Origin of the sequence: Streptococcus sp. SC1 (assembly GCF_030272855.1) — a bacterium.
In the GTDB taxonomy this organism is placed as follows: Bacteria; Bacillota; Bacilli; order Lactobacillales; family Streptococcaceae; genus Streptococcus.
This window is the reverse complement of sequence record NZ_JAQCMU010000001.1, coordinates 347,537-361,442: the sequence shown is the minus strand read 5'-3', so window position 1 is coordinate 361,442 and position 13,906 is coordinate 347,537. Positions and strand designations below refer to the sequence as shown.

The window sequence follows — 13,906 nt, the reverse complement described above, 5'->3', positions numbered from 1 at the left end:
AGGAAAAAAAGCCTGTCGCAAGAGAGAAAGAATAGAACTGTCTGGGTACAGAAATTATTGACAGGAAGCTCTAAATCAAGTAAACTAAAAAACGCAAGGAGGATACTATGGCAAAGGATATTTCTTATACCCAAGGGCAGGAGCGCTTTCGCTATCGGGCCGCTGCACTCATCATCGAGGAGGAAGCCCTCTGTGTCATGGCTTCTTCTAGCGAGGACTATTTCTATTCAGTGGGAGGGGCGGTCAGATTTGGAGAGACCTCCAAAAAAGCTGTCCAGCGAGAAGTTTTCGAAGAAACAGGACAAAAGTATGAGATTGAAAAGCTGGCTTTTGTTCATGAAAATTTATTTTCCAACTCAACCGGCATCCTCAAAGGACTAGACTGTCATGAGATTTGCTTCTATTATCTAATGAAGCCTCACGGCAAGCAATTTCACTACCAGCATAACCAAGAACGAGTCTATTGGATTCCCCTGACAGACTTGGAAAATTACAAAGTTTTTCCAAAGGAAATCACACACATCCTCAAGCACCTCCAGACAGGCATCCAGCATATCATCAGTAAAAAAGAGAGTGGGACAGTTGAGTAGGGCTGTAAAAGCTGATGGAATCAGCGTAATAGAGCCCACTCACCCACTGCGTCTTGCTCGACAATCCAAAGACAATTGAGAGGCTAGGACTTTTGTCCCAGCCTCTTTTATTCTCCCAGCATCACCTGCTTGATGGTCAGTTGATCTATCTTCCTGCTGGATAAATAGATGAAACCTTCATAGACTAAGGTAAAGATCAACAAAGTTATCAGGCAGACTCCAAAATCAAAATTATAGTCAATTTTCTGAGCTATTGATTTTTCCATCAATCTAAGTAAAAGCTGCGTAATCCCATACTGATAGCCCGTTCCTAAGACAAAGCCCAAAAAGGCAAGAAAGCGGTAGGGAGCAAATAAACTCTTATGACAATCTTTTTTGCTATAACCAAAAACCTTCATAATAGCCAGTGTTTCCTGATTTTCCTGCAGGAGCACTCCCAGCGACAGATAGAGGATTGCTACTGACAGGACAGTACCGATTGACATCATCATCATCTGAATGATTTCATCTGTCAATTCCTTCATGCCAAATGATAGTTGAATCATGGCTGAAAAGCACATAGATCCAAAAATGACGAAGAAAATTAATAATTTTCGAGACCAGAGCAGGCTGGCAGAAAAATCTTTTAAAAAGGGACGGTCTTTCCTTATTTTCTTTGTTGCTTTCCTTTTTGGTGACTTTTGACTAGAGCTGGCCCGCTTGAGCAAGTCTAGAGCAGGCAAACGTAGATAATAACTAGCGTAGAGGACAGCTAAAGCAGCAAAGGCAAGAGTCGGCAAGACAACGAGAAACAAGAAGAGGGGCCAATGTTGCCGGATGGTAATTTCAGGCAAAACTCCGCTTTGATTACGCAACTGATAAAAATGTGGCATCATGACAAACGAAGAGAAGTAGCCAGTGCCTGTTCCCAAACCAATTGGAAGACTAAAAAGCCAAAACTTTCGAGCAATTTCCCAGTTTTTATAGCCCAGAGCTTTTAAAACTCCTAATTCTGGCTTATGCTGGTCAATAAATTGCCGAATGTAAAAGAAGAGAAGGAGTATCGATGTTAGGGATAAAACAGCTCCGCTAATGGATGCAATCAACCAAGAAATCGCAACTTGAGCATCGTAAGCAGCTCGAATCTCAGGCAACCAATTTGTTTGATCTAGTAAACGGATATCCAGATAAAAATTTAAGAAGAGATTGGTCACAAAGACCGCACAAAAGCTGATAATTGATACAACGACTAATCTATACAAATCTTTTATTGAAAACATAGCTTACCATCCAATCTCATAGGCCGTCTTGGGCTGGCTATTTGTCTCTAAGCTTTGAATCTGACCGCTATTGATATGGACAATAGTCTTAGCCATTTGAGCAATATTTGCATTGTGGGTCACCATGACCAGCGTAAAACCTAGCTCCTCTTGAAGACTTGAAATATAGGCTAGAATCTGACGACCTGTTGCTTCGTCCAAGGCTCCAGTCGGCTCATCCAAAAAGAGGACATTCGGTCTTTTAGCTAGGGCTCGTGCAATAGCCACCCGCTGCTGCTCACCGCCTGACAGTTGACTTGGATAATGCTGAAGTTTATCACCTAAACCTAAAGCCTCTAAAATACGGACATAATCTTGGTTGCCTGCTAGGTTGGCGCCCATTTTGACATTTTGCTCCACTGTAAGATTTGGGAGTAAGAAATACTGCTGAAAAATAAAGGCAATCTGCGCTCGACGAAAAGCGGTCAATTGAGCTTCTGTCAGCTGGGATAGATCTTCCTCATCGTAATAAACATGACCACTGTCTGGTTTTTCTAGGCCTGATAAAACATTGAGCAAGGTTGACTTTCCAGATCCAGAAGCTCCCAAAATGACCAAGTAATCTTGGTCAACAATCTCCAAGTCGATTCCTTTTAAAACTTCTCTTCCATTGTAGGACTTACGAATTCCCTTTAATCTAATCATTCTTGCTTTCCTTTCATTTCCTTTAGGAGGGCAGTAAATACTTGCGTTAAGCGTTCTGTCACTTCCTCCTGACTAAAAGAATAAATACCCGCTGCTATCATGCTAGCCAAACCATGAGAATAGATAAATAAATGCTGATAGACAAACTCTGCACTCTCTATGGACATGGGATAATCCTCCACAATCGACTCTAATATCTGCTGATAACTATGGTCTTTCTGAGGTAAAAAGTCCTTGAAAGACTCAATGGGGTGTTTGTGAGGATTTAGATAGAGAATTTTAAAAAGCTGAGGTTCCTGACTGGCAAAAAGGATATAGGCCATGCCAACTGCTCTGAAAGGCTTGGCTCGCTCCAAAGCCGAACGAATATATTGAACCAGAACGAACTCAGCCGCCCGAACAACCGAATGACTTAGATCCTCCATATTTTCAAACTGACCGAAAATAACCTTGGGGCTAGACTGTAATCGTTCCGCCAGAGAACGAGCGGTCAAACCAGCTAAACCGTCTTCCCTGACAATCCCTAGAGCTGCTTGGATAATTTCATCACGAGTAAATTTATTTTTAGGTGGCATCAAAACTCCTTTTAGATACAATTGTTGCGCAACATCTGTTTCTTAGAATATAATATCACACAGAACATTAAAAAACAAGTATAAAAAGAAGCCTTTCGGCTTCGATTTTTTATTATTTTCTAAAATATTGATAAAGCTCTTTCAGAAGTTGAGCCAGGGAAAGTCTCCCCAGCTCGAAACTAGGTTTTGTATTAGATACAGTCAATGAGAGACAAGGGGCGTTCTAAAAAGCCCTTTCACCTCCTCAAAGGCTAAGCATAAGGCTGCAATTCCGGATTAATTGGCGTGTTGGCCAGATTATTGGCATAATTGCAGAGGGTCGCAAGGCTGACACCCAGAACCACATCCAGAGCATTCTCATGTGTATAGCCTGCTTCTAGGAAGTCTGCCAAAGCCTCATCTCCGACCCGTCCCTTGGTATTGATGACAGCAATGGTAAATTTAGCAAGCGTATCTAGCTTCGGATCGGTGTCAATCGGAGTTCGATTGCGCAGGGCCTCCAAAAGATCATCATTCATTTGAATCTGCTTGATTGAAAAAGCTGTATGGCCTGCTACACAGAAAGCACAGCCATTAGTAACTGCAGCCGTAATCTGCACCACTTCTCGCTCAGTCGGTGTCAGGCTGTTTCGACGATTGATAGCTCCAACCGTCCGATAAGTTTCCAAAGCTGTTGGCGCATTGGCCAAAAGACCGATAAGATTGGGAATGTAGCCACCGTTATCTTTTTGAACCGTTTCTAAAACCTCTTTCACCTCAGCTGGTGCGGACTCAATCGTGTGGATAGTAAATTCTGACATATGAAACCTCATTTCTTTTAATTAGAAACTATCTTAACATAGGTCTTACAGCTTGTATAATATATATTTTATATGACCTCCATAAAGAGAATATATTGCTACATGTCAAACCAAAATATATTACCTGCCTTAACTGCCTCCATACCTCTCTCAAGCAAGAAAAAGAAGCCCTAAGGCTTCTGGCTAATATTTTCTAAAACGTTGATAGCGATCTTCCAAAAGTTGCTCGAGAGAAAGTTTGGAAAGTTCCTCTAGTTCAGTACTGATCTCTTGCTTGACTGCAGCTAAAAGCTCATTTTTATTAAAGCCGCGTTCAGGGATGACCTTATCAACGACACCCATCTGCAAAAGCTCATGCGAGGTGATTTTCATCATCTCAGCCGCCTCCATTGCTCGGCTGCCATCCTTCCATAAAATTGAAGCAAAGCCTTCAGGACTGAGAATGGCATACATGGAGTTTTCCAGCATCCAGACCTTGTCAGCCACTGCCAAGGCTAGCGCCCCACCAGAGCCACCCTCGCCGATGATAATGGCAATAATGGGCACTTTCAGATCACTCATTTCCATGAGATTACGGGCAATGGCTTCACCCTGTCCACGCTCCTCAGCACCGACGCCAGGATAGGCACCAGCCGTATTGATAAAGGTCACGACTGGACGGCCGAATTTCTCAGCCTGCTTCATGAGACGTAGGGCCTTGCGATAACCTTCAGGATGGGGCTGACCAAAGTTCCGTCGCAGATTGTCCTGTAAATTGCGACCTTTTTGAATACCGACCACTGTGACTGGCTGACCATTTAATGTTCCGATACCGCCAATGACAGCACCATCATCACGAAAACCACGATCTCCGTGCAGTTCCACAAAATCATCAAAAATGCCTTGAGCAAAATCCAGAGCCGTCAAACGGGACTGATCACGCGCTGCTTTGATAATCTGACTGATTTTTGTCATTGGTCACCTCCATGAAAGCTCAAAAGAGTAGCAATCCGATCCCGCAATTCACCACGCTTGACGATCGCATCAACAAAGCCATGCTCCAGCAAGAACTCTGCCTTTTGAAAGTCATCTGGCAATTTTTCCCGTACAGTCGACTCAATGACCCGACGACCGGCAAAGCCTACCAAGGCCTGCGCTTCTGCCAAGATAATATCACCTTCCATAGCAAAAGAGGCTGTGACACCGCCTGTCGTCGGATCTGTCAAAACGGTCAGGTAAAAAAGACCAGCCTTTGAATGACGTTGCACAGCAGCTGAGGTTTTAGCCATCTGCATCAGGCTCATGATACCTTCCTGCATACGAGCACCGCCAGAAGCCGTAAAGAGGACAACCGGCAGCTTATACTCTGTCGCAAACTCAAAGAGGCGGGTAATCTTTTCACCCACAACCGTTCCCATGGAAGCCATGATAAAGTTAGAATCCATGATCCCAAGGGCTAATTTTTGGCCTTTTATCATAGCGGTTCCAGTCAAAACAGCCTCATCTAGACCAGTCTTTTCCCGCATCTTTGCCAGTTTTTCTTGATAATTTGGAAAATGTAAGGGATCTGTCGTATCAATACCTGTGAACAATTCCTCAAAGCTTCCTTCATCCACCGTCAAACTCAGACGCTCAAAAGCTGAAATCCGAAAAGTGTAGCCACAGCTTGGACAGACACGCTCTGCTCCCAAATCTTTTTGATAAATGATATGCTTACAACCTGGACACTTAGAAAAAAGCTCATCTGGAACTTCTGGTTTTGGCTGAGGCAAGGCACGAGAGGAACGATTAGGATTGATCCGAATATATTTATCCTTTTTTGAAAACAAAGGCATTGCTTACTCCTTCATTAAATTTTAGAGTGATTCTGCTTCTTTCAAACAAAATCACTCCTTGTCATCTATTTTTTCTCTTGATAAGCCGGAAGGAACTTCTCCATGAGAAAGGCTGTATCATAATCACCAGCAATCACATTAGGATCTGAAATCAGATCCAGTTGGAAACTGCTATTGGTCACGACACCGTCGATTTCTAGTTCATAGAGTGCACGTTGCATCTTCATCAGGGCATCAAAGCGATTTTCCCCGTGAACGATGATTTTGGCAATCATACTGTCATAGTAAGGAGGAATGGTGTAGCCAGGATAGACCGCTGAATCCACGCGTAATCCCACTCCGCCACTTGGCAGATAAAGATTGGAAATCTTGCCTGGGCTCGGTGCAAAGTTAAAGGCTGGATTTTCAGCATTGATCCGACATTCAATCGCATGACCGCGAATTTCAACATCTTCTTGACTAAATGATAGCTCTTGACCATCCGCAATCTTAATCTGCTCTTTAACAATATCCACACCAGTAACAAACTCAGTCACTGGATGCTCAACCTGCACCCGAGTGTTCATCTCCATAAAATAGAATTCACCCTTGGCTTCATCCAGCAGAAACTCAATCGTTCCGGCATTTTCATAGCCGACAGACTCAGCAGCCCGAACAGCCGCTTCCCCAATCTGCTGGCGCAGGGTTTTCCCAATCGCCACAGATGGACTTTCTTCCAGTACCTTCTGATTATTCCGCTGCAAAGAGCAATCCCGCTCGCCCAAGTGGACCACATGCCCCTGCTGATCTGCCAAAATCTGCACCTCAATATGGCGCGCTGGATAGATGACTCGCTCCATATACATGGCTCCATTACCAAAGGCCGCTTTGGCTTCACTAGAAGCAGACTCAAAGGCCGCTACTAAATCCTCAGGCTTTTCAACCTTACGAATACCCTTACCGCCGCCACCAGCAGAAGCTTTGAGCATGACTGGATAGCCAATTTTTTCGGCTACTTCCAAGGCTTCTTCAGAGGTATGGACTTCCCCGTCAGAACCTGGGATAACCGGCACTTTGGCCTTAATCATCTGAGCCCGCGCATTGATCTTGTCCCCCATCAAGTCCATAACAGCACCTGAAGGTCCAATAAACTTAATGCCGACTTCTTCGCACATGGTCGCAAATTTAGAGTTTTCACTCAAAAAACCAAAACCAGGGTGAATAGCTTCTGCACCTGTCAGAACAGCAGCAGACAGGACAGCATTCATGTTTAGATAAGAATCCGTAGACTTGGCTGGTCCGATACAAACCGCCTCATCAGCCAGTAGGGTGTGAAGCGCTTCCTTATCAGCCGTTGAATAAACAGCTACCGTATCAATTCCTAGCTCGCGAGCTGCACGAATAATTCTGACCGCAATTTCCCCACGGTTAGCAATTAAAATTTTACGAAACATGGTGAAATCTCCTCTTTCTTATTGACCAATCGCAAAGGTCAAGGTTCCGCTAGCTGCAAGTTTTCCGTCAACTTCGGCCTTGGCCTCTACCACTGCAATAGTGCCACGACGCTTGACAAACTTGGCTGTCATAATCAGCTGGTCACCTGGCACAACTTGCTTCTTGAACTTAACCTTGTCCATGCCAGCATAGAAGACCAGTTTGCCCTTGTTTTCTTCTTTAGACAATTCCAGCACACCAGCCGTTTGAGCCAGTGCTTCCATAATTAAGACACCCGGCATAACTGGATACTGGGGAAAATGTCCGTTAAAGAATGGCTCGTTGATTGTCACATTTTTCAAAGCGACAATCTCATCTTCGCTGACTTCCAATACACGGTCCACCAACAACATAGGATAGCGGTGCGGAAGCGCCTCTTTTATTGCATTGAAATCAATCATTTGATGCGTACCAGCCCTTTCCCAAACTCAACCATTTCTTCATTCTGAACCAGAATTTCTGTAATCAGACCATCTTTCGGTGCTGGCACTTCATTCATGACCTTCATGGCTTCAATAATCATCAGGGTTTGACCTTTTTTAACTTGGTCTCCTACACTGACAAAAGCTGGTTTATCTGGACCTGCGGCCAAGTAAGCCACGCCAACCAAGGGACTTTCCACGACATCACCCTCAGCAGCTGGTGCTGGGGCCTCTGGAGCCACCTCAGGTGCTGCAGTTGGAGCTGCTTGGGAAACTGTCTCAGATACAGGTGCACTTGCTGGCTGCACTGGAGCTACAACAGGGGCTGCACTGGCTGCTGGAGTTGTTGCGACTGCGGCAGAACTTTCATTCTTGCTGAAAGTCAATTCATCACTTTGATTTTTGTAAGAAAATTCACGCAGGCTTGATTGGTCAAACTGAGCCATCAAGTCTTTAATTTCATTGATATTCATCTAGCCCTCCCAACGCTTGAATGCCAGAACAGCATTGTGGCCGCCAAAACCAAATGTATTGGAAATCGCATAAGGAATTTCTTGCTCCAAGCCTTGTCCATAAACGACGTTCGCTTCAATATAGTCTGACAATTCACTTGTTCCAGCTGTTTTTGGTACAAAGTTATGGCGAATTGCCTCTATTGTAGCGATTGCTTCTACCGCTCCTGCAGCTCCAAGCAAGTGTCCTGTGAATGACTTGGTTGAAGATACAGGTACTTCTTTACCAAGAACAGCTACGATAGCTCCACTTTCTCCTTTTTCATTAGCAGGAGTTGAAGTACCGTGGGCATTGACATAAGCTACTTGCTCTGGGGAAATCTCTGCCTCTTCCAAAGCCAATTTAATTGCCTTGATGGCACCTTGACCTTCTGGATGTGGAGAAGTCATGTGGTAAGCATCACAGGTATTACCGTAGCCAACTACTTCAGCCAAGATAGTCGCTCCACGTTTTTCAGCGTGTTCCAGACTTTCAAGCACCAACATACCAGAACCTTCTCCCATGACAAAGCCGTTACGGTCTTTATCAAATGGAATAGAAGCACGAGTTGGATCTTCTGTAGTTGATAGGGCAGTCAAAGCTTGGAAACCAGCAATGGCAAATGGAGTGATAGAAGCTTCTGATCCACCAACTAACATGACATCTTGGAAGCCAAACTTGATAGAGCGGAAAGCATCTCCAATCGCATCATTTGATGAGGCACAAGCTGTATTGATTGATTTACAAATCCCGTTTGCTCCGAAGCGCATAGCAACATTTCCTGAAGCCATATTTGGCAAAGCTTTTGGAAGAGTCATTGGCTTAACGCGTTTTGGACCTTTCTCATGCAATCGGATGACTTGATCTTCGATTTCCTTGATACCACCGATACCAGAAGCAACGATGACACCAAAGCGATCTTTGTCAATTGCTTCTACATCAAGATTCGCATTTGTTACCGCTTCTTGAGCTGCATATAAGGCATACAGAGAATAATTGTCAAAACGATTGGTATCTTTCTTGATAAAGTATTTATCAAATGGAAAGTCTTGGACTTCAGCCGCATTATGAACAGCAAAATCGCTGTGATCAAACTTGGTGATGGGACCAATCCCAATCTTACCTTCTTTTAAACTATTCCAAAATTCTTCTGGTGTATTTCCGATGGGAGAGGTTAAGCCATAACCTGTCACAACAACTCGATTTAGTTTCATAGTGAACTCCTTTATGATAATTGGTAAACTGTCAAATCCAAATGCAGCAATTACTGCATAGTCAATCCGCCATCAATCGCGATGACCTGACCAGTGAGATATTCCTGACCTGCTAAGAATAGGGCAACATCCGCTACTTCTTCGGTATTGCCGAACCGTTTCATTGGAATTTGAGCCAGAGAAGCTTCTTTGATTTTTTCAGAAAGCCCGTCTGTCATATCCGATTCGATAAAGCCTGGGGCAATCACATTGACACGGATATTGCGTCCTGCCACTTCGCGAGCAACCGACTTAGAAAATCCAATCAAGCCAGCTTTAGAGGCTGCATAGTTGGCCTGACCGACATTACCAGTCAAGCCGACAACACTTGATAGGTTGATAATTGCTCCCTGACGGGCCTTGGTCATTGGTTTCAAGACAGCTTGGGTCATATTGAAGGCTCCAGTCAGATTGACCTTCAGCACTTGCTCGAAGTCTTCCTCTGTCATCTTGAGCATAATCTTATCGCGGGTAATTCCAGCATTATTGACCAAGACATCTACAGAGCCCAAAGCCACAATCGCCTCTTCAATCATTCGCTTAGCATCAGCGCCATCAGATACGTCGCCTGAAATAGCCACGACCTTGACCGGATAGCCAGCAAACTCAGCCAAAACTTCGTCTGAAATTTGTCCGCGACCGTTCAAGACAATATTGGCACCTGCACTTGCAAACTTATGGGCAATAGCCAGACCAATCCCACGGCTAGAGCCTGTAATAAAAACATTTTTATTCTTTAATTCCATTGGTATTCCCCATTATTTTTCCAGCAGGGCTGTCAAAGTCTCCACACTTTCAACAGAATAAACAACTGCTGATTTATCAATTTTCTTCATAAAGCCAGACAATACTTTCCCTGGACCAATCTCGATAAACTCAGTCACACCAGCTTCCTGCATTTTAGCGATACTATCGTAGAAACGAACCGGCTCCATGACCTGACGAGTTAACAATTCCTTAATTCTGCCAGCTTCCATGATATCCGCCTCTGTATTGCCCACTAGCGGAAGCTGAAAATCAGCAAATTCTGTTTCAGCCAAAACCCGAGCTAATTGCTCACTGGCTGGTTTCAAGAGTGCTGTATGGAAAGGACCAGAAACATTCAGCGGAATCAAGCGTTTCACACCTGCTTCCTTGAGGAGTTCCACCGCTTTATCCACCGCTGCCACATCTCCTCCAATGACGATTTGACCTGGAGTATTATAGTTAGCAGGAGAGACGACTCCTAGCTGACTAGCTGTCTGACAGGCTTCCTCGATAAGAGTTACGTCTGCATTTAGGACCGCTACCATCTTTCCAGAACCAGCAGGAGCTGCTTCTTCCATGAAAGCTCCGCGTTTAGCGACTAGAGCTACCGCTGTTTTGAAGTCCAGCGCACCAGCAGCTACCAAGGCAGAGTATTCACCCAGAGAAAGACCAGCTACCATATCAGGCTGGATTCCTTTTTCTGCCAACAGGCGATAAATAGCAAGAGAAGTTGTCAAAATTGCTGGCTGAGTATAGCGAGTTTGGTTGAGTTTTTCCTCATCCTGGTCAATCAATGCCCGAACATCATAGCCCAGGACCTGACTAGCCTCCTCAAAGGTCGCCTTGACCACATCATACTGCTCATAGAGGTCACGAGCCATTCCCAGATATTGGGCTCCCTGACCAGCAAATAGAAAGGCTGTCTTAGTCATTTCTAGTTACTCCTGCCCAACGTTTTGCTTCTTGCTGAATCTTCTCAGCAGCGCCATAATAGATATCCTTGAGGATTTCTTCGACTGTTTCTTCCTTGCTGACCAAGCCGGCAATCTGACCGGACATAACGGAACCATTTTCCACATCGCCACGGACAACTGCATTGGCCAAGGCACCAGCACCCAGATTTTCAAAAACAGTCAAGTCTGGATTTTCTTGCTTGAAGGCTTCTTTTTCAGCCTTTTCAAAATCGCGAGTCAGCTTATTCTTGAGCGCACGAACCGCATGACCGAAGTGCTGAGCAGAAATTGTCGTATCAATATCACGAGCTTTCAAAATCATATCTTTATAATTTTGATGGGCATTAGATTCCTTAGCTACAACAAAGCGTGTGCCGACCTGAACCGCTTCTGCTCCTAACATAAAGCCAGCCGCAGCACCAGATCCATCCGCAATACCACCAGCCGCAATAACTGGAATGTTAACTGCTTCTACAACCTGACGAACCAAGGTCATGGTTGTTAACTTACCGATGTGACCACCAGCTTCCATTCCTTCAGCAATGACGGCATCTGCTCCGATTTTTTCCATCCGTTTAGCCAAAGCCACACTTGGTACAACAGGAATCACAGTAATACCTGCCTCATGGAAACGAGCCATGTACTTGCTTGGATTGCCCGCACCAGTCGTTACCACTTTTACACCCTCTTCGATCACCAAATCCACGATGTCATCTACAAAAGGCGATAAAAGCATGATATTGACGCCGAAAGGACGATCCGTCAAAGACTTAATCTTGTCAATATTAGCTTTCACCACTTCCTTAGGAGCATTTCCGCCACCGATGATCCCAAGACCACCAGCCTTTGAAACAGCACCAGCCAAGTCACCATCTGCGACCCAGGCCATACCACCTTGGAAAATAGGATATTTAATATCTAATAATTCTGTAATTCGTGTTTGCATAATACCTTCCTCTAATCATTGCTTAAGTAATAGCTTGAGCCCAAACCGCTAGATAGCAGACTTTTTACTTTGAAATTCAAACTATTACCTAAACAAGAGAGAATATCTTGCGATACTCTCAAATCTTTATTATTTTGTTTTTTCTTCTACGTAGGCAACCAAGTCACCAACTGTTTTCAAGCCTTCTTCAGTTTCGATTTGGATGTCAAATGCATCTTCGATTTCTGAAATTACTTGGAACAAATCCAATGAATCTGCTTCAAGATCATCGAAAGTTGACTCAAGTGTAACTTCTGATGGCTCTTTACCAAGTTCCTCAACGATAATTTCTTGTACTTTTTCAAATACTGCCATGGATAGACTCCTTTAAAAAATATATTTTTTATCTATGTGTTTCCACACGATTAACTAAATTGTAACAATAAGCGTGCCCCATGTCAAACCTCCACCGAAACCTGACAATAAAATAGTCTGATCTCCGTTCAGCTTAATCAAGTCCTGTTGGACACACTCAGATAATAAAATCGGGATGCTAGCTGCACTAGTATTGCCATATTCCATCATATTAGCAGGTAGTTTTTCCCGAGAAACTCCGAGTTTCTTAGCCATTTTATCTAAAATTCGGATATTGGCTTGATGCAAGAGCAGATAATCAAGCTCCTCCACTGAAAATGGACTCTCTTCAATGGTATTTTTGATAGACTGTGCCACATCACGAATAGCGAAATCAAAGATTGCTCGGCCTTCCATTTTCAAATAGCGATCATCAACTTGCTTTTCCGAAAAGGGAGAGGACAAACCAAGTCCACCACAAGTCAGACTCTGACCTCTCAAGCCATCAGTAAACTGACTTTCAGCCCAAAAATGCTGCTTTTCTGCCGCTTCAAGCAAGACTCCTCCAGCCCCATCACCAAACAAGACTGACGTCGCACGATCCGACCAATCAACGACTTTCGAAAGCGTTTCGCTACCGATGACCAAACCTCTTTGATAGCGACCAGAGGAAATGAACTTTTCTCCAGTTGATAAGGCAAAGATGAAGCCACTGCAAGCTGCCGTCAAGTCAAAAGCAAAAGCCTTGGCAGCTCCAATATTGGCCTGCACCCTAGCTGCAGTTGACGGCATCATAGAATCCGGAGTGATCGTCGCAACAATGATAAAATCAAGCTGATCAGCAGACAGTTGGGCCTTTTCTAGCAATTGCTCAGCAACCTTTGTAGCTAAATCACTGGTTGACTCAGTCCGAGATAAATGTCGCTGTTTGATACCTGTTCGACTTGAGATCCATTCATCGCTTGTATCCATCATCTTGGCCAGATCATCATTTGTGACAATCTGCTCTGGAGCATAATGAGCTACTTGAGTGATTCTTGCATAGTTCATTATTTCAACTCCTCTAAAAAATTATACAAGTTCTGCAAACCTTTTTGCATTGCATTTTTTTCTTCTGAGGACATTCCTTCCACTACTTGCATGACCATGCGATTGTGGAATCGTTTATGAAGGCGATACAAGAGTCTCCCCTTCTTAGTCAAACTCAGATGAACTACACGACGGTCAATGGATGAACGGCGACGCTCGATATACCCTTTACGCTCCAAGTTATTCAAGCTGGTTGTGACAGTCCCCAAAGTGACTAACAATTCCTTTGAAATATCGCTTGGAGTCGCATTAGGCATGGTACCAATAACATCAATAGTGTGCATTTCTTTAATGGAGACATCTTTAAATTGACTGCCTCGGAGGCTGGACTCTTCAATAACCAAAACATTATTAAAAATGGATGTTAAATAATCATTGACTAATTGATAATTCAAACCAACACCTCCTTCATAAATACTTTGACATTCAAATTTTATCAGATCTCAAAATAATTTGCAAGTCCTTTTGAAAATTTA

The 13,906-nt window shown here is 43.9% G+C and carries 17 protein-coding genes; 1 reads left to right on the top strand and 16 read right to left on the bottom strand.

All coding sequences use genetic code 11. The features are described 5' to 3' along the window. The first annotated feature begins 107 nt into the window (after positions 1–107). Positions 108–590: an NUDIX hydrolase gene (locus PAN94_RS01845; RefSeq protein WP_048764082.1), complete on the top strand. Its 483-nt coding sequence runs from the start codon at positions 108–110 to the stop codon at positions 588–590. Positions 591–697: 107 nt separating this feature from the next. Here the strand turns inward: PAN94_RS01845 and PAN94_RS01840 are convergent, their stop codons facing one another. The 16 genes from PAN94_RS01840 to fabT form a co-directional block, all read right to left on the bottom strand. Continuing rightward, positions 698–1,849 (bottom strand): ABC transporter permease, encoded by a 1,152-nt coding sequence (locus PAN94_RS01840; protein WP_048763521.1) that lies wholly within the window; start codon positions 1,847–1,849, stop codon positions 698–700. A gap of 3 nt (positions 1,850–1,852) precedes the next feature. Then, positions 1,853–2,533 (bottom strand): ABC transporter ATP-binding protein, encoded by a 681-nt coding sequence (locus PAN94_RS01835; RefSeq protein WP_048763519.1) that lies wholly within the window; start codon positions 2,531–2,533, stop codon positions 1,853–1,855. Beyond that, complete coding sequence (locus PAN94_RS01830; protein WP_048763517.1) at positions 2,530–3,108, bottom strand: TetR/AcrR family transcriptional regulator; 579 nt, start codon at positions 3,106–3,108, stop codon at positions 2,530–2,532. The genes PAN94_RS01835 and PAN94_RS01830 overlap by 4 nt, the downstream gene beginning before the upstream one ends. 251 nt (positions 3,109–3,359) lie before the next feature. Further along, positions 3,360–3,908, bottom strand: coding sequence for a carboxymuconolactone decarboxylase family protein (locus tag PAN94_RS01825; RefSeq protein WP_009659051.1), 549 nt, complete (start codon positions 3,906–3,908; stop codon positions 3,360–3,362). 183 nt (positions 3,909–4,091) lie between these two features. Next, on the bottom strand, positions 4,092–4,862 hold the full coding sequence (locus tag PAN94_RS01820; RefSeq protein WP_048763511.1) for an acetyl-CoA carboxylase carboxyl transferase subunit alpha: 771 nt from the start codon (positions 4,860–4,862) through the stop codon (positions 4,092–4,094). Beyond that, positions 4,859–5,722: an acetyl-CoA carboxylase, carboxyltransferase subunit beta gene (gene accD, locus PAN94_RS01815; RefSeq protein ID WP_048763509.1), complete on the bottom strand. Its 864-nt coding sequence runs from the start codon at positions 5,720–5,722 to the stop codon at positions 4,859–4,861. The genes PAN94_RS01820 and accD overlap by 4 nt, the downstream gene beginning before the upstream one ends. A 65-nt stretch (positions 5,723–5,787) precedes the next feature. Continuing rightward, positions 5,788–7,155, bottom strand: a complete 1,368-nt coding sequence (locus tag PAN94_RS01810) for an acetyl-CoA carboxylase biotin carboxylase subunit (protein ID WP_045500622.1) — start codon at positions 7,153–7,155, stop codon at positions 5,788–5,790. Between the two features lie 18 nt (positions 7,156–7,173). Further along, positions 7,174–7,596 (bottom strand): 3-hydroxyacyl-ACP dehydratase FabZ, encoded by a 423-nt coding sequence (gene fabZ / locus PAN94_RS01805; protein WP_148887004.1) that lies wholly within the window; start codon positions 7,594–7,596, stop codon positions 7,174–7,176. Continuing rightward, entirely contained in the window at positions 7,593–8,090 is a 498-nt protein-coding gene (accB, locus tag PAN94_RS01800; RefSeq protein WP_148887003.1) for an acetyl-CoA carboxylase biotin carboxyl carrier protein, read from the bottom strand. Before accB ends, fabZ begins: the two co-directional genes overlap by 4 nt. Further along, positions 8,091–9,323 (bottom strand): beta-ketoacyl-ACP synthase II, encoded by a 1,233-nt coding sequence (gene fabF / locus PAN94_RS01795; RefSeq protein ID WP_148887002.1) that lies wholly within the window; start codon positions 9,321–9,323, stop codon positions 8,091–8,093. Positions 9,324–9,373: 50 nt separating this feature from the next. After that, on the bottom strand, positions 9,374–10,108 hold the full coding sequence (fabG, locus tag PAN94_RS01790) for a 3-oxoacyl-[acyl-carrier-protein] reductase (protein ID WP_048763499.1): 735 nt from the start codon (positions 10,106–10,108) through the stop codon (positions 9,374–9,376). A 12-nt stretch (positions 10,109–10,120) separates the two neighbouring features. Beyond that, a complete protein-coding gene (gene fabD / locus PAN94_RS01785; RefSeq protein ID WP_048791963.1) occupies positions 10,121–11,041 on the bottom strand; it encodes an ACP S-malonyltransferase in 921 nt (306 codons plus the stop codon). Then, the gene (fabK, locus tag PAN94_RS01780) at positions 11,034–12,008 is read right to left on the bottom strand and encodes an enoyl-[acyl-carrier-protein] reductase FabK (RefSeq protein ID WP_005591707.1); all 975 of its coding nucleotides are present in this window, start codon (positions 12,006–12,008) and stop codon (positions 11,034–11,036) included. Before fabK ends, fabD begins: the two co-directional genes overlap by 8 nt. Before the next feature lie 129 nt (positions 12,009–12,137). Next, on the bottom strand, positions 12,138–12,362 hold the full coding sequence (locus tag PAN94_RS01775) for an acyl carrier protein (RefSeq protein ID WP_005591706.1): 225 nt from the start codon (positions 12,360–12,362) through the stop codon (positions 12,138–12,140). Between the two features lie 54 nt (positions 12,363–12,416). Then, on the bottom strand, positions 12,417–13,391 hold the full coding sequence (locus tag PAN94_RS01770; RefSeq protein WP_285874390.1) for a beta-ketoacyl-ACP synthase III: 975 nt from the start codon (positions 13,389–13,391) through the stop codon (positions 12,417–12,419). After that, a complete protein-coding gene (fabT, locus tag PAN94_RS01765; protein WP_045500607.1) occupies positions 13,391–13,825 on the bottom strand; it encodes a fatty acid biosynthesis transcriptional regulator FabT in 435 nt (144 codons plus the stop codon). Before fabT ends, PAN94_RS01770 begins: the two co-directional genes overlap by 1 nt. Positions 13,826–13,906: the final 81 nt, after the last annotated feature.